Annotated in this window: 13 protein-coding genes and 1 tRNA gene; 6 read left to right on the top strand and 8 right to left on the bottom strand. The window is 56.5% G+C overall.

The window, feature by feature from the left end:
* Positions 1 to 100: 100 nt before the first annotated feature.
* Both gltB and WG622_RS14590 read right to left on the bottom strand, forming a co-directional pair.
* On the bottom strand, positions 101 to 4,639 hold the full coding sequence (gene gltB / locus WG622_RS14595) for a glutamate synthase large subunit (RefSeq protein WP_339404283.1): 4,539 nt from the start codon (positions 4,637 to 4,639) through the stop codon (positions 101 to 103).
* Between the two features lie 84 nt (positions 4,640 to 4,723).
* Positions 4,724 to 6,157, bottom strand: coding sequence for an NAD(P)-dependent oxidoreductase (locus WG622_RS14590; RefSeq protein ID WP_339404282.1), 1,434 nt, complete (start codon positions 6,155 to 6,157; stop codon positions 4,724 to 4,726).
* Between the two features lie 218 nt (positions 6,158 to 6,375).
* Here WG622_RS14590 and WG622_RS14585 point away from each other — a divergent pair, with 218 nt between their 5' ends.
* The gene (locus WG622_RS14585; RefSeq protein WP_339404281.1) at positions 6,376 to 7,179 is read left to right on the top strand and encodes an undecaprenyl-diphosphate phosphatase; all 804 of its coding nucleotides are present in this window, start codon (positions 6,376 to 6,378) and stop codon (positions 7,177 to 7,179) included.
* 46 nt (positions 7,180 to 7,225) lie between these two features.
* Here the strand turns inward: WG622_RS14585 and WG622_RS14580 are convergent, their stop codons facing one another.
* Positions 7,226 to 8,203: a complex I NDUFA9 subunit family protein gene (locus WG622_RS14580; protein ID WP_339404280.1), complete on the bottom strand. Its 978-nt coding sequence runs from the start codon at positions 8,201 to 8,203 to the stop codon at positions 7,226 to 7,228.
* A 261-nt stretch (positions 8,204 to 8,464) separates the two neighbouring features.
* Here WG622_RS14580 and WG622_RS14575 point away from each other — a divergent pair.
* Positions 8,465 to 8,551, top strand: a tRNA-Leu gene (locus tag WG622_RS14575).
* Positions 8,552 to 8,787: 236 nt separating this feature from the next.
* Here the strand turns inward: WG622_RS14575 and WG622_RS14570 are convergent.
* The 4 genes from WG622_RS14570 to WG622_RS14555 are packed head-to-tail and all read right to left on the bottom strand — an operon-like array spanning position 8,788 to position 10,978.
* Positions 8,788 to 9,105 (bottom strand): YciI family protein, encoded by a 318-nt coding sequence (locus WG622_RS14570; RefSeq protein ID WP_209357647.1) that lies wholly within the window; start codon positions 9,103 to 9,105, stop codon positions 8,788 to 8,790.
* Entirely contained in the window at positions 9,105 to 9,947 is an 843-nt protein-coding gene (locus tag WG622_RS14565; RefSeq protein WP_209357646.1) for a class III extradiol dioxygenase family protein, read from the bottom strand. The genes WG622_RS14570 and WG622_RS14565 overlap by 1 nt, the downstream gene beginning before the upstream one ends.
* Entirely contained in the window at positions 9,947 to 10,279 is a 333-nt protein-coding gene (locus WG622_RS14560) for an extradiol ring-cleavage dioxygenase (protein WP_339404279.1), read from the bottom strand. Before WG622_RS14560 ends, WG622_RS14565 begins: the two co-directional genes overlap by 1 nt.
* The gene (locus WG622_RS14555; protein ID WP_339404278.1) at positions 10,280 to 10,978 is read right to left on the bottom strand and encodes an alpha/beta fold hydrolase; all 699 of its coding nucleotides are present in this window, start codon (positions 10,976 to 10,978) and stop codon (positions 10,280 to 10,282) included. It lies immediately after the preceding gene.
* Positions 10,979 to 11,116: 138 nt separating this feature from the next.
* Between WG622_RS14555 and WG622_RS14550 the strand changes: the two genes are divergently transcribed.
* The gene (locus WG622_RS14550) at positions 11,117 to 12,010 is read left to right on the top strand and encodes a LysR family transcriptional regulator (protein WP_339404277.1); all 894 of its coding nucleotides are present in this window, start codon (positions 11,117 to 11,119) and stop codon (positions 12,008 to 12,010) included.
* Here WG622_RS14550 and WG622_RS14545 read toward each other — a convergent pair.
* On the bottom strand, positions 11,997 to 13,181 hold the full coding sequence (locus tag WG622_RS14545) for a LysR family transcriptional regulator (protein WP_339404276.1): 1,185 nt from the start codon (positions 13,179 to 13,181) through the stop codon (positions 11,997 to 11,999). The genes WG622_RS14550 and WG622_RS14545 overlap by 14 nt on opposite strands.
* A gap of 214 nt (positions 13,182 to 13,395) precedes the next feature.
* On the opposite strand from WG622_RS14545, the gene WG622_RS14540 reads away from it, so the two are divergent.
* From WG622_RS14540 to WG622_RS14530, 3 genes are read left to right on the top strand one after another with little or no spacing between them, the layout of a single operon-like run.
* Positions 13,396 to 14,127 (top strand): PIG-L deacetylase family protein, encoded by a 732-nt coding sequence (locus WG622_RS14540; protein WP_339404275.1) that lies wholly within the window; start codon positions 13,396 to 13,398, stop codon positions 14,125 to 14,127.
* Between the two features lie 21 nt (positions 14,128 to 14,148).
* Entirely contained in the window at positions 14,149 to 14,820 is a 672-nt protein-coding gene (locus WG622_RS14535) for a 4-carboxy-4-hydroxy-2-oxoadipate aldolase/oxaloacetate decarboxylase (protein WP_339404274.1), read from the top strand.
* Positions 14,821 to 14,853: 33 nt separating this feature from the next.
* Complete coding sequence (locus tag WG622_RS14530; protein WP_339404273.1) at positions 14,854 to 15,912, top strand: 4-oxalomesaconate tautomerase; 1,059 nt, start codon at positions 14,854 to 14,856, stop codon at positions 15,910 to 15,912.
* Positions 15,913 to 15,944: the final 32 nt, after the last annotated feature.

Raw genomic sequence — 15,944 nt, 5'->3', positions numbered from 1 at the left:
CGTCCACGGCTTTCCGCTTAAAGGTTTATGTTGCGGCGCTGCATCGCAAAAAGGGCGCTCTGGTTGAGCGCCCTTTGGTTGATTTCGCGATATGGTGGAATTATTCCGCGGGGATCGCCGCGTCTTCGACCGAAATCGGGTGCGCGATCTTGTCGAGCATCTCTTTCGGGCAGACCTGCAAGAAGTTGCCTTTCTCCAGATCCCAATGCTGCAGAATGTCTTGCGCCTTGCGGCTGCCGGTCTCTTTGGCATGCCGTTCCACCAGAGTTTTCAGCTGTTCTTCCCAATGCGCGACGGTGACGGGACAGGTGACCAAGGTCTCCATGTTCATCACAGCTTCGGCTGTGCCTTCCGGGTCGTAAAGATACGCCATGCCGCCGGTCATCCCTGCGCCAAAGTTCGCGCCGATGCTGCCAAGGATCACGGCGACGCCGCCGGTCATGTACTCACAGCCGTTGCTGCCACAGCCCTCAATCACCACTTTTGCGCCCGAGTTCCGGACCGCAAATCGCTCTCCGGCACGACCGGCGGCGAAGAGGTGGCCGTCGGTTGCGCCGTAGAGCACCGTGTTGCCAATGATCGTGTTGTCACTGGCAACAAGGGGAGTGTTCATTGGAGGCCGCACCACAACTGTGCCACCGGACAGGCCTTTGCCCACATAATCGTTTGCGTCACCCGACACCTCGATTTTGAGGCCCGGAGCTGCGAAGGCCCCGAGTGACTGACCCGCAGAGCCTGCGAGTTTCACCGTCAGGTGATCCTCTTGCAGAGAATTGCGCATGCCAAAGTTCTTAACGATGTGGCTCGAGGTTCGCGTGCCCACAGTCCGGTGCGTGTTCTGCACCGCGTAGGACAGTTGCATTTTCTCGCCATCCTGCAGGAATCGTGCCGCATCACGGACGATTTCTGCGTCCAGAGTATCTGGTACAGCGTTACGCTCTTTATCGCGGTTGTAGACGATCTCGGCAGCGCCATCGACGGTGATCAAGAGCGGGTTAAGGTCCAGATCATCCAAGTGTGCGGAGCCACGAGAGACCTGCGCCAACAGATCCGCGCGACCGATCACGTCGTCCAACGACCGCGCACCGATTTCTGCGAGGATTTCGCGAACTTCTTGCGCGTAGAAGGTGATCAGGTTCACGACCTTGTCTGCAGTCCCGGTGAACTTGCCACGCAGGGCTTCGTCCTGAGTACAGATGCCGACAGGGCAGGTGTTGGACTGACACTGGCGGACCATAATACAGCCCATCGCAATCAGAGCCGCGGTGCCGATGCCGTATTCCTCAGCGCCCAGCATTGCTGCCATGACGATGTCGCGCCCAGTGCGCAGGCCGCCATCGGTCCGCAGGGTCACGCGTTCACGCAGGTTGTTCATCGCGAGGACTTGGTGTGCCTCCGTCAGGCCCATCTCCCATGGCAGACCCGCGTATTTGATCGAGGTCGCAGGCGAGGCACCAGTACCACCATTGTGGCCCGAGATCAGGATCACATCGGCTTTCGCCTTGGCCACACCCGCCGCAATCGTGCCAACGCCCGAAGACGCCACCAATTTCACGGTCACCTTACAGCGTGGGTTGATCTGTTTCAGGTCATAGATCAGCTGCGCGAGGTCTTCGATCGAATAGATGTCGTGGTGCGGAGGAGGGGAGATCAGCGTCACGCCTTTGGTCGAGTGGCGCAGACGCGCGATCAGGTCGGTAACTTTCATGCCCGGCAGCTGGCCGCCTTCGCCCGGTTTCGCACCCTGGGCGACTTTGATCTCAAGCTCTTCGCATTGGTTCAGATATTCGGCGGTTACACCGAAACGACCGGACGCCACCTGTTTGATCTTTGCCGATGGGTTGTCGCCGTTTGGCTCTGGGTGGAAGTGCGCTGGATCTTCACCACCTTCGCCCGAGTCAGATTTCGCGCCAATGCGGTTCATCGCGACGTTCAGCGCCTTGTGGCTTTCGGGAGAAAGCGCACCAAGCGACATGCCCGGCGTTACGAAACGCTTACGGATCGAGGTGATGCTCTCGACTTCTTCCAAAGGCACCGCTTCGCCGAGAGGCTTGATCGCCAAGAGGTCGCGCAGATGGATCGGCGGGTTCGCCTGCATCTTTTTGGAGTATTGCTTCCAAAGGTCATAAGACGCACGGTCACAGGCCGCTTGCATCATATGCATGGTCTGCGCACCCCATGCGTGGCTCTCGCCAGACTTACGCGCTTTGTAGAAACCACCGATGGGCAGGATCGAGTCTGCGCCGCCAAAGCCCTTGGCGTGGACTTCTTCGGCTTTCTTCTGAATGCCCGCAACGCCGATGCCGGAAATACGGCTGGTCATGCCGGGGAAGAATTCCGCAACCATCGCGCGGGACAGGCCCACGGCTTCGAAGTTGAGACCGCCTCGGTAGGACGAGATCACAGAGATCCCCATCTTCGCCATGATCTTCAGAAGACCCTGGTCAATCGCCTCGCGATAGCGGGCGACGGCGGTGGTCAGGTCGATGTCCAGAAGGCCGCGTTCGATGCGGTCGGCAAGGGAGTCCTCGGCCAGATAGGCGTTCACGACGGTCGCGCCAGAGCCCACGAGAACCGCGAAGTAATGCGGGTCGATGCATTCGGCAGACTGTACGTTCAGAGAGCAGAAAGTCCGCAGGCCCTTGCGGGTCAGATGGCTGTGCACCGCAGATGTCGCGAGGATCATCGGCATGGCCACTGCGTCCGCGCTTTGGGCTTTGTCGGTCAGAACGATGTGACCCGCGCCGGAGCGCACAGCGTCTTCGGCCTCGTCCCGCACACGGTTCAGCGCCGCGCGCAATGCGCCCGCTTCGCCGCCGGCTGGGAAGGTACAGTCGATGGTCACAACGGTGTCGTCAAAGGCGCCAATCAGCGTGTCAAACTGTGCGTTGCCCACGAATGGGCTGTCCAGCAGGATGATCTCGGTCTGGCTGCCGTCCTCATCCAAAACGTTCTTGAGATTGCCAAAGCGGGTCTTCAGCGACATCACGCGGAATTCGCGCAAGGAGTCGATCGGAGGGTTGGTGACCTGGCTAAAGTTCTGACGGAAGAAGTGGCTGAGCGGACGATACTGTTTGGACAGAACCGCCGAGGGGGTGTCGTCGCCCATAGACGCGAGCGTCTCTTTGCCGTCCTCAGCCATGGGCGCGAGGATCTGTTCCAGCTCTTCGATAGAATAACCAGCCGCCACCTGACGACGACGCAGATCGTTGCCAGTGAAAGAGGGTGTCTCGGTCACGGCCTGAAGCTCGGCATCCAGATCGCGGATCTTGCCAACCCAGTCGCCATAGGGGCGGGCCTGCGCCAAGGAATCTTTGATTTCGGTGTCGTGGTAAAGTTTGCCCTCGGCCATATCGACCGCGATCATCTGACCCGGACCAAGAGCGCCTTTTTCGACCACAGTGGCTTCGTCAATCGGGACCATGCCCGCCTCAGAGCCAGAAATCAGCAGACCATCGCCCGTCACCACATAGCGCATCGGACGCAGGCCGTTACGGTCCAGACCCGCGCAGACCCATTGACCGTCGGTCATCGCCAAAGCGGCCGGGCCGTCCCATGGCTCCATCACAGAGTTGCAGTAGGAATACATGTCGATCCAAGGCTTCGGCAGATCAACCGCCGTCTTGGACCAGCTTTCTGGCACCAGCATGGTTTTCGCCATCGGGGCCGAGCGACCTGCGCGGACCATGACCTCAAAAACCCCATCCAGAGCGGCGGAGTCAGACGCGCCACCCGGAACGATAGGTTTGATGTCTTCGGCCATGTCGCCAAAGAACTCAGAGGCCATGCGGATCTCGTGGCTTTTCAGCCAGTTGAGGTTGCCCTTGAGTGTGTTGATCTCGCCGTTATGCGCAAGCATGCGGAACGGCTGGGCCAGCCACCATTGCGGGAAGGTGTTGGTGGAGTAGCGCTGGTGATAGATCGCGAAGGCGGACTCAAAGCGCTCGTCCATCAGGTCTGGGTAGAAAACCGCAACCTGCTCGGCGAGCATCATGCCCTTATAGATGATCGAGCGACAGGACAGCGACGCGATATAAAGCTCTCCGATGCCAGCGGCAGCGGCAGCTTTTTCGATGCGGCGACGGATCACATAGAGCTCACGCTCAAAAGTTTCCTCGTCAACGCCCTTTGAGTTGCTGATCAGGATCTGTTCGATCTCTGGACGGGTCGCGTTGGCTTTCTCGCCAAGGCAGGTCACATCGACGGGCACATGACGCCAGCCGTAGATGAAGTACCCCATGCGCAGGATTTCGGATTCCACGATGGTCCGGCAGGTTTCCTGAGCGCCAAAATCGGTGCGGGGCAGGAAGACCTGACCGACGGCGAAAAGTTCGTCTTTGTTTGGCTCGTGGCCGGTGCGTTTGATCTGGTCGTAGAAGAACTCACCAGGCAGCTGCACGTGAATACCCGCGCCGTCGCCGGTTTTCCCGTCTGCGTCCACAGCACCGCGGTGCCAGATCGCTTTCAGCGCGTCGATGCCCGCGTCCACGACTTTGCGGCTGCGTTTGCCGTCGACAGCGACAACGAGGCCCACACCGCAAGAGGAGTGTTCCTCGGATTCAGAATAAAGACCGTTTTCGGCCATATATGCCCGCTTGGCTTCTTCGTCGCGGACCCAGTTTTCATCATATTTCGTCATATCGTAGGCCTTCCTTTGTGCGGTAGGTCAATCTTGAGACCGGCCAGAGCGCGCAGCATCTGGCCAGCGAATTCAGGTAAGCGGTTATTCCGCAGCGACGGTTTTGGCGGCGTCGAATTTCTTGAGGATCGCTTCGGCGCAGTCGCGGCCATCGCGGATCGCCCAGACCACAAGGGACGCGCCGCGCACGATGTCGCCCACCGCATAAACGCCTTCCAGATCGGTCGCGCCGGTGGTGAACTCTGCTTTCACGGTGCCCCAGCGGGTCACGGGCAGGTCAGGCTGGTTCCAAAGCGTTTGCAGGTCTTCGGGTTCAAAGCCCAGTGCCTTGATCACCAGATCCGCTTCTTCGACATAATCCGCGCCTTCGATCACCTCGGGGGACTGGCGGCCAGATGCATCGGGCGCGCCGAGACGCATTTTTTGCACCATCACACCTTCGACGGCATCGCCGGTGAAGCCTTTGGGGGCGGAGAGCCATTCAAAGATCACGCCTTCTTCTTCGGCGTTGTTGGTTTCGCGTTGCGAACCCGGCATATTCGCGCGGTCACGACGATAAAGGCATTTCACGCTTTCGGCACCCTGTCGGATCGCGGTGCGCACACAGTCCATCGCGGTGTCCCCGCCGCCGATCACGACGACTTTTTTGCCTGCGGCATTCAACTCGCCGCTCTCGAATTCCGGCACGGTGTCACCGAAGTTCAGACGGTTCGAGGCAGTCAGATAGTCCAGCGCCTTCACGATGCCTTTCGCACCTGCGCCCGGCCCACCCAGATCGCGGGATTTGTAAACGCCGGTTGCGATGATCACAGCGTCATGCGCGCCGCGGATGTCATCAAAAGAGATATCCTCGCCAACGTTGCAGTTCAGCTTGAGGGTCACGCCAGACTCGGTCAGCTGATCGTTGCGCTTCATGACGACGTCTTTTTCCAGCTTAAAGCCAGGGATGCCGTAGGTGAGAAGGCCGCCTGCGCGGTCATAGCGGTCATAGACAGTGACCTGAACGCCCGCGCGACGCAGCATGTCGGCTGCAGCCAGACCACCGGGGCCTGCGCCAATGATGCCGACGGACTCAGCGCGCTCGGCCAAAGGTGTGATCGGCTTGACCCAACCTTTTTCCCACGCGGTGTCGGTGATGTATTTTTCGACCGCGCCGATAGTCACGGTGCCGTGGCCGGAATTCTCGATGACACAACCGCCTTCGCAGAGACGGTCTTGCGGGCAGATGCGGCCGCAGATCTCGGGGAAGGTGTTGGTAGCCTGGCTCAGTTCATAGGCTTCTTCCAAACGGCCCGTCGCCGTCATGTTCAGCCAATCAGGGATGTTGTTGTGCAGCGGGCAGTGGCTTTGGCAATAGGGCACGCCGCATTGGCTGCAGCGGCTGGCTTGTTCTTCGGCCTTGGCCTTGATGAACGGCGCATATATTTCGAGGAAATCCTCGTTGCGCACTTCGGCTGACCGTTTTTCGGGCATATCCCGTTCCACAGTCACAAATTTCAGCATCGGTTGCTTGGCCACAGTCGCTGCCTCCTAAAATTCTTCGTAGCGCAGGTCATAAACAAGCATCTTTCCAGATAAAAGTAAAATATGCTGACCTATTTTGGAAAAAACGTCGCAGAAAGAGTGAAAAAGGAAGAAAATTTCGAAAAATTAAATCCGAACCGGACCTAATGCCCTCCTATCAATTAAAATCGCGATAGAATATACGGAGAAAGCAGGCAACGCGGGCAGTTTTAATGGCGCTTTATCATTTGATTCTATTGGCGGTTGTGCAGGGCATTACCGAGTTCCTACCCATTTCATCTTCAGGACACCTCATACTGCTGCCCCAAGCCATGGGTGCTGCGGATCAGGGGCAGCTTCTGGACGTTGCGGTGCATGTGGGAACGCTTGGGGCCGTTGTGCTCTATTTTTGGCGCGATGTGAAAATTGGGTTGGCGGGCATCCCCATGATGTTGATGGGGCGGCTGACCACGCCAGGCGCTCGGCTTGCGTTTCATCTGTTGATAGCGACGATCCCCGTCATGATCTTTGGCGTGTTTCTGGCCGTGACCGGCCTGAATGATGCTTTGCGATCAATGGCGGTCATCGGTTGGACGATGCTTGGGTTTGGTCTTTTGCTTTGGTGGATGGATCAGCGCGGCGAAGTGACCAAGAAAGACACTGATTGGACGTTGAGGGACGCAATCAAACTGGGCCTATGGCAGGCCATTGCCCTGATCCCCGGCACGTCGCGGTCAGGCATTACCATCACGGGCGCCCGCGCGCTTGGCTATGACCGCGAAAGCAGTGCGCGCTTGGCAATGCTGATGAGCATTCCTGCGATCATTGCAAGCGGGGGGTATTTGCTGCTTGAGACGGGATCCGACTGGACTCCGCGCATGATCCGAGACTGCGCAATCGCGGCAGCCCTGGCCTTTATCTCCGCGCTTTTGGCCCTTCAGTTGATGATGCGCCTTTTGAAGTCGGTCAGCTTTACGCCCTACGTGATCTATCGCGTGATCCTTGGCGCAATTCTTCTGGTCTTTGCCTACACATAAAAAGAGGCCCCGAAGGGCCTCGTGTATCGCTGTGGTCTGTAAGTGATTAGCTCAGGTTCTTGGCCGAGTTCTTGATGGCATCGTATTGTCCAGACGGACGGAAGCGCCAGAGATAGCTGTCCAAAACGCTGTTCATCGGAGTCTCTTGAATACCAAGATCCGCCAGGGTCTTTGCGTCGGCTGCGACCACATTGTCGTTGCGCAGTGATTTAAGCTGATCGCGCGTCACGATCGAATTGGTGAACAGCCCAAGCGTGATCGTTTGCAAGAGATCAAAGCCAAAGGCGACCAGACCGGCTGCAAAGAAGGGCAGATTCACAATCAAACGACGACGGTGAATGCTGGTGAGCATATCCTGCAGCAAGCCGCGCAGAGATTTCACCTCTGGTCCACCCAGTTCATAGGTTCCGGCCGCTTCACCAAGAATGCCCTTAACGGCCGCCTGAGCGACGTCGTCCACATAAACCGGCTGAAATTTTGTGTCCGCACCCGCGATTGGCAGGATTGGGCCGAACCGCGCCTGATCCGCGAAACGGTTAAAGAAGTCATCTTCAGGGCCGAAAATCACCGAAGGCCGCAGGATCAGAGCGTTCGGCATATGTGCCAGCACGCCTTCTTCACCCAAAGCTTTGGTGCGCGCATAGTCGCTGTCTGCTTCGGCATCCGCGCCAATGGCAGAGAGATGCACCATGGTTTCGATACCCGCCGCCGCAGCAAGACGCGCGATACGCTCAGCACCTTCGTGCTGCACCGCGTCGAATTTATTCTTGCCGACTTGGTTCAGGATGCCCACGCAGTTCACCACTGCATCCGCACCAGACATGGCCTGTGCCACAGAGCTATCATCGCGAATGTTGCAAAGAATGGGTTCGACCTGACCAACGGATCCGTGGGGTTTTACGAACAGAGCCTCATTGGGGCGTCGCACCGCAACGCGTACGCGCCATCCCTCTTTCGCCATTCGCCGCGCGATATAGCGTCCGACAAATCCTGAACCGCCATAGATCGTGACAAGTTTAGACATGCGTGGCCTCCGCTTTCGTCAAGTTGACCCTGTGATACGCGCCTGTCGCCCTAGGAACAAGTCGCAACTGATCGCATGCGCGGTTTAATCCCAGCTCTTGACGCGAGCGTAGGCGCAATCCCTCGATTTCTAGCTCAAATTCTGATGTCTCAAATGGGCGAACGAGAGAAACAATCGCCCCAAATACTTTTTCGCAAAAATGTAAAAATCCGCGTTGACTCTCCTTGGGGAGATATCTAAATCCCCCTTCACGACATCTAAGCCCAGATGGCGGAATTGGTAGACGCGCTAGCTTCAGGTGCTAGTGTCCGTATGGACGTGGAGGTTCGAGTCCTCTTCTGGGCACCAAAAACTCACCGTAAAAATCTGTTTTTGTTGGCAAATATTTTTGCAACGTCGAGTGTCTGCACCCAGTTGCCCAGTATCCCTGCTCTGAAAAGCAATTGGTGATTGTTTCAGCCTTGTCGACCTCTACCGACAACACACTGATCGTAGCCCCAAAGTTGCTTACCATAGCGGAAAAAAACAACCGGCACTACGAGAGCGCCGGTCGCATTGTAGGTTCTTGTTTTGAATTGCAGCGTTTAGCCGCTCATGCGTTCCGTAATCCGGTGTGCTTGAAAACCATCCGGCAGCGCGGTGATCTGGATCCGTTCGACGATGCCATTCTTGTTGAAAGGATCGCCTTCCGCAAAGCTTTGGGCGTTTTCACGGGTGTCCGCTTCAAGAATGCCCCAGTGCCCAGCTGGCGAACCGTCATCATGAAGAAAAGCCGAACCGATCAGAACTGACGCGAGCCCATTGCCGCCGGATTTGACCCACTCGCGGTGCGTAGGGCGCACCGCGTCACGGGCTTCGTCCTTGTCGGGATGGTGGTGGCAATGCATAGTAAAGAAAGCCATTATTTGTTCTCCAGAACAACACAACCAGCACCGGTCATGGACGCGGGCGAGAAGTAGTGGCTGTGCTTTTGATCGACTTCGGTGTCCATGCATCCCCGCATGACGAGCCACATGATCAGCTCAGCACCCTCGGACCCAAATTTCTCAACATAGTCTTCGCGGGTCAGATTGCGCCATTTTTCCGGATCGCTTGCAAAAGTTTCGATCCATTCCTGATCAGCTTCTGGGTTGAGGAATCCTGCGCGCGCACCTTGCAACTGGTGAGACAACCCGCCGGTGCCAAGAACGACGATCTTCTCATCCGTTGGGTAGGACTCAATAACTTTGCGTAGAAGAACGCCGAGGTCCCAGCAACGCTGAGGCGTTGGGATCGGGAACTGCACGGTGTTCACAAAGATCGGCACGACTTTGACCGGCCAGTTTTCTTTCTGGCTGCCAAAGAAGAGTTCCATTGGAACCTGAAACCCGTGGTCCACATCGATTTCGCGGGCGATCATCGGGTCAAAGTGGTTCTCGACCATCTTATCCGCGAGATACCAGGAAAAATCGACAGCGCCTTCAAAAGACGGAATGTCACGACGGCCCCAGCCCTCGTCCGCAGGCAGATATTCCTCGGCGACACCCAGTGTGAAGGTTGGGACGCGATCCAAAAAGATTGAGTTGCCGTGATCGTTGAACACCAGAATCGCGATGTCAGGCTTTTTGTCGGCGACCCACTGTTTCGGATAGTCATAGCCGTCAAAAAACGGTTTCCAATCCGGAGTTTGATCGATGCCCTTGTCCAGAGCAACACCGATGGATGGTACGTGGCTGGTTCCCAGCCCTCCGATAAGCTGTGCCATTATTCTTTCCCCAAACGTTCTCTTACAAAGTCTTCGACAGACATGCCGGCTTGCGCAGCGCCGACTGCAATAATCGGCGTTGGGTCAACTGCGGTGATTTTCAACACGTAAAACAGGTTGCCGCCCAAGCGGATCATTTCCTGCCAGTCGCGATCCATCACAGCCTTTTTGCTTTCTGCATCCAGACCAAATTTGTCGATGAAGGCCTCTTCATCCGCCAAAAAGGCGTCGCGCCCCTCTTGCGTGCCAAGGGCCATGGCCATCTTGTTCATTTTGTAGCCGCGCAAGGATCCTTCGCGGTCGAACAAGGGGGTCTCAGGTATCTTGTCCATTCACTCCTCCTCTTTGGAATTCAACCAGTTCGTAATCAGTTCAGCCGTCAGGTCAGGCTGTTCAACGGGCAGGAAATGACCTGCGTTTTCCACCACATGCAATTCTGCATCCGCCACCATCTCTTGAATTTCGCGGTGCTGTTTTTCAGGTGACCAGACGTCCTCGGTGCCTGTCAAAAGCAAAACAGGACAGCGCACCTGAGGCAGGTATTCCGTCGCGTTCGGGCGGTTGACCAAGGCTTTGATCTGCTGTTCGTGAACCTCGGGTCCGATCTCTAGGGCCATGCTGGTGAGGCTATCGATCAGCGCCGTGTCGTCGTGACGGCTCGCTGCCATCATTGGAGGCAACCAGCCTTTGATCATGCCCGCGAAATCCGCATAGCCCTCATCGATCTTTGCCTGGCGTTTCTCGGTTTCGCCCTCTTTCAGAGGGTGATGCCCGGTATTGGCCAAGACCAAACGAGTCACCCGATCTGGGGCCTGGCGCGTGACTTCCATTGCGATGCGACCACCCAAGGAATGCCCAACGACGATCAAAGGTCCTTTGGTCTCGGACACGACCCGTGCGGCCATGCTTTCGATTGAGGGATCCTTGGTCGCATCGGCGAAATAGGTCGGCATATCCGCCAAAGCCGCCACGGGTTCCCAGACACTATTGTCCGAGAGCAAACCGGGAATCAGAACGAGCGTCGCTTGCATGGGGTCTCCTTTATAGACCTACCTGTCAAAATCGGTAAAATTCGACAATGCGATAAAATGAATGACGTATATCTGATTTGTAGATATCGTATCGAAGTTTCCGATTTCACAGCAGAGCGCGACCAAGGAGCAACCCTCATGGATCCCTATAAAATCGACTTCTTTGCGCTGCGTGTGCTGAGCATGGTCTTTGAGCTGAAATCCTTCTCCGCGGCCGCGGATGCGCTTGGTGTCAACCAATCGGTGGTCAGCTATGCAGTCAATCGCATGCGGGACGTCTTTGACGATCCTCTGTTTCTAAGGCAAGCCGGCGGAATTGTCCCGACAGATCGATGCATCGCCGAGATCGGTGAGGTCGATGCGATGTTGCAGCGGTTTGAGACCATGATCACACCGCAAGATTTGGACCCTGACAAGATTACAAAGAATTTTCGCGTCAGTTGCAACTACTTTGAACGCATCTGGATCATGGCTCCCGTGATCAAAGAATTGCGAAAGTCTGCGCCCAAATCTCAGCTCACCATCATGCATTCCGGCACACAGGGCGCGAGCCATTTGGTGCAAGGCGCAGCCGATCTGTTGATTGGCCCGATGCGCCCCGAAGAAGACGGTTACTATTGCCGCTCTCTTTTGAAGGACTCCTATGTCTGCGTCATGGATCCAAGCAATCCTCTGGCGTCGCGCCGGCTGACACTAGAGCGCTATATCGGCGCCCAGCACGTTGCGGTTGCCTATGGGGACGGCTGGACCTCTGACTATTTAGATCAATTGCCAACAGAGTCGCGCAACGAGCTGACACCCGTCGTGACGGTACCCAGTCCCGGAGATATTCAAACCATTGTGCAAGGATCTGATTTGATTGCCACGCTCCCACGCAAATTCGCGATGACCCTACTACCTGATCTGACCATGGCTGAATTCCCGCTGCCCTCCTCGCTTGAAATCGGGCTGGTGTGGTCTGCACGCACTCATGGCTCTGTGACGCAGAAATGGTTTCGGGATCTTGTGGTCTCTGCGGTCAAGTCGCTTTGATGTTCGCCTGAGCTGCGGCCTTGCGGATCATCTCTAGAAAATGAGACTGCGCCTTCGTGGGCACCCAATCCTTTCGATGGGTCACCCCAATCGGGCGCCCCTCCCATTTGATGCCTGTGTTGATCGGCGCCAACAGCCCCTTGTCGATTTCAGCCTGAGCTTGGCGAAGCGAGATACATCCAAGAAAGTCGCTTTCCATCAGGATTTCACGCATCAAAAGAATAGAGCCGCATTCAATCAGACTTTTTGGCTGGCCTATGTGTTCGAAGTGGGCGTCAAATTGTGATCGAGCCGGCGCGCCGTCTCGTGGGAGCACCCATTGCTGCGAAACCAGCTCTTCGTCCGAAACAGCGGCCTTGTTAACCAAAGGATGCGTCGGTTTGGCGACCACGACCAATTGATCTTTGAACAGTTCTTCCTGCACCACGTCGTCAATCGGCGACGGAAACCGCAGCGCGCCTATCATGCAGTCCAGCTCGCCCCGCCGGACCGAGTGGAGGAGATCATCATAAAGGCCATCTACAACCGACAATTGTCGATTTGGATGTTTTTGCCGAAACATCACAATGGCTTGGGGCAATACATAAGACCGCGCCAGAGGTAAGGTGCCGACCGAGATCACCCCGACCTCTCGACCATCAAATTCCGCCAGATCCGCTATAGCTTGGTCGATTTCGGCGGTTGCCAGACGTATCGTATTTGCCAGGCGACTACATGCTTTTGTCGCCAGAATTCCAGTTGACGTCCTTTGGAACAGCGCTTCCTTTGCCTCGGCTTCAATACGTGTAATCGAGCGATGAATTGTTGATTGGGCCAATCCAATGCGCCGCGCTGCCAACGTAAAGTTCTTGGTTTCCGCCACTGCTTCAAGGGCTCGCAACAGTGGCCAGCTCGCGGTTACCATCAGACGTGGGGATATTTCAGTAAGTGCACTGTCCAGGCGTTCCAAGGCGCGTTTTACACGAAATGCTAAAATCTCGCCTTTTTCGGTGATGAACAAGCCGTTCGGAGACCGTTGGAACAAAGCACCACCGGCGAAAGCCTCTAGTTTTTCAATCAACTGTGAGACGGCAGGTTGTGAAATGTTGCACTGGATTGCGGATTGAGTCAGCGATCCCGTTTCCACGACGGATAGAAAAACTCTGAAATGGCGCAGATTCCAATTTTGCAAATTTCCAATACTCCTCAACCGAGTCCGCTATGTCAAAAACGCCTTGCTTAACCGTTCTTGAACAGCGGCTTCGCCCTACATTTTAGCAGGCTACTCGCCAAAAAGCCTCAGCGCAATTATAGCTTCAGCTTATTGCCTCTGTTGCCAATTGAAGTTGCGATTCTCAGTCCTGACTGAAAGATTTCACCAAACGCGAAATGTTAGGAATTCAGCCATGTCTGACAAGAAAACCGCCCTCGTGATCTCTGCCCACGCCGCCGATTTTGTATGGCGCTGTGGGGGTGCCATCGCAAAGCACGCCGAAATGGGGTACGATGTAACCGTAGCATGCTTGTCTTTTGGCGAACGTGGCGAAAGCGCGCGCCTCTGGAAAGAAGGCAAATCTTTGCAAGAGGTTAAGGATATTCGCCGCGGCGAAGCCGAAGCGGCAGCAGAGGTTCTGGGCGTGCATCATCTGGAATGCTTTGATCTGGGTGACTACCCGCTGCATCTGGAAAAAGACGACAAATACAAGCTGGTCGACCTGATCCGCAAAGTGCAGCCTGATTTCATGCTCAGCCACTCACAGTACGACCCTTATAATACCGACCACATGTATATGACGCAGATCGCTCTGGAATGCCGGATGATCGCGCAGGCCTGGGGCCATAACCCGGGCGAGAAAGTTTTGGGCGCTCCGCAGCTTTACCTGTTTGAGCCGCACCAGACCGAGCAAATGGGTTGGAAGCCAGACCACTTCCTCGACATCACCAATGTTTGGGACAAAAAGCGCGCGGCAATGGAATGTATGAACGGTCAGGTGCACCTGTGGGAATACTACACCCGCGTGGCGCAACAGCGTGCGAACCACTTTAAACGCAACTCCGGCGGCATGGCCGGTGGCCGCGACGTGCAATACGCGGAAGGCTTCCAAAGCATCTTCCCACGCACTGTTGACGAACTTTAAGGCGAGCTGGAGGAAATCGATATGGGTGTTGTTGTTCAAAATATCGAACGCGCCAATGCGGAAACCATTAAGAAACTGGGCGAAGCAGGCGTTGCGACCGTGCATGAAGCACAGGGCCGTAAGGGTTGCTTGGCGTCTTATATGTCTCCGATTTTCCGAGGCGCGCAGATCGCAGGCTCAGCGGTCACGATCAGCGCAGCCCCGGGCGACAACTGGATGGTGCATGTTGCCATCGAGCAGTTGCAGGAGGGCGATATCCTTGTCCTCGCGCCAACCTCGCCCTGTGACAACGGCTATTTCGGCGACTTGCTCGCGACCTCCGCGCAATCACGCGGTTGTCTTGGCTTGGTGATCGACGCAGGTGTGCGCGATGTCAAAGATCTGACAGAGATGAACTTCCCGGTCTGGTCCAAAGCCGTTTCCGCGCAGGGCACCGTAAAAGAGACGCTTGGGTCCGTGAACGTCCCCATCGTCTGCGCAAGCCAAGCGATCGAAGCAGGCGACGTCATTGTGGCGGACGACGATGGTGTCGTGGTGGTCAAACGCGATGAAGCCGAAGCGGTTCTGGTCAAAGCGCAGGAACGTCTTGACGCCGAAGAAGCCAAACGCCAACGCCTTGCGGCGGGCGAATTGGGTCTAGATATCTACAACATGCGTCCACGGCTGGAAGAAAAAGGCCTGAAATATATCTGATCCGATAACACAACGCATAAAGGGGCTTTTTGAATGACAGATGGAATTCCCTGCCTCTGGATGCGAGGCGGCACGTCTAAAGGCGCGGTGTTTCTGGCAAAGGACTTGCCGTCCGACGCGGTGGAGCGCGACGAACTGTTGTTGCGCGTCATGGGCTCTCCGGATGCGCGGCAAATCGACGGGATCGGCGGGGCGGACCCGCTGACCTCGAAGGTTGCGATTTTGTCCGAGCCCACGCGTGACGATGCCGACGTCGACTATCTGTTCCTGCAGGTCTTTGTCGATCAGGCGCTTGTCTCGGATGCTCAGGGCTGCGGCAATATTCTGGCCGCCGTCGGGCCAGCCGCGATTGAGCGTGGATTGGTGCCCGCCCAAAATGGCGAAACCGACGTGCGCATTCATATGCTGAACACCGGTGAGATTGCGTCAGCCAAGATCCAAACGCCTGACGGTCGCGTTGACTATGACGGCGAGGCCCGCATCGACGGAGTACCCGGCCAGCATGCTGCTGTGCCTTTGATGTTTGAGAATCTCGCGGGGTCCATGACGGGTGCCCTTTTGCCCACAGGCAATGCCGTGGATGTTGTTGGCGGCGTATACTGCACGTTGATCGACAACGGCATGCCCTGCGTCGTCATGCGCGCCGCAGACTTTGGTTTGACGGGGCAGGAAAGCCGAGAGGCGCTGGACGCGGACATCGAGCTTAAGGCGCGCATAGAAGCGATCCGACTGGAGTGCGGCCCGATGATGAATTTGGGCGACGTCGCAGAAAAATCAGTGCCCAAGATGACTTTGGTCTCGGCACCAAAATCCGGTGGCGCGATATCGACCCGCAGCTTCATTCCCCACAGATGCCACGCCACGATTGGTGTATTCGCCGCTGTCAGCGTCGCGACCGCTTGCACGCTTGAAGGGTCGCCTGCGGCTTCTGTGGCCCAACTATCAGGGGGCAGCCTAGTGTCGGTGGAACACCCAAGCGGAGCCGCCGATGTCATGTTGGAGCTCAGCCAAGATGGGGTGGTGTTGCGCGCTGGAACACTGCGTACAACCCGTAAACTCTTTGACGGTCTCGTGTTCCCTGCACCCAAATAGGCTCGCTGTTCGCGCCCTATTACTTTTGAAAC

The organism is Cognatishimia coralii (assembly GCF_037478305.1).
GTDB lineage: Bacteria > Pseudomonadota > Alphaproteobacteria > Rhodobacterales > Rhodobacteraceae > Cognatishimia > Cognatishimia coralii.
Note: the sequence above shows the minus strand (reverse complement) of the source record. Positions and strands in the feature narration are given on the sequence as shown.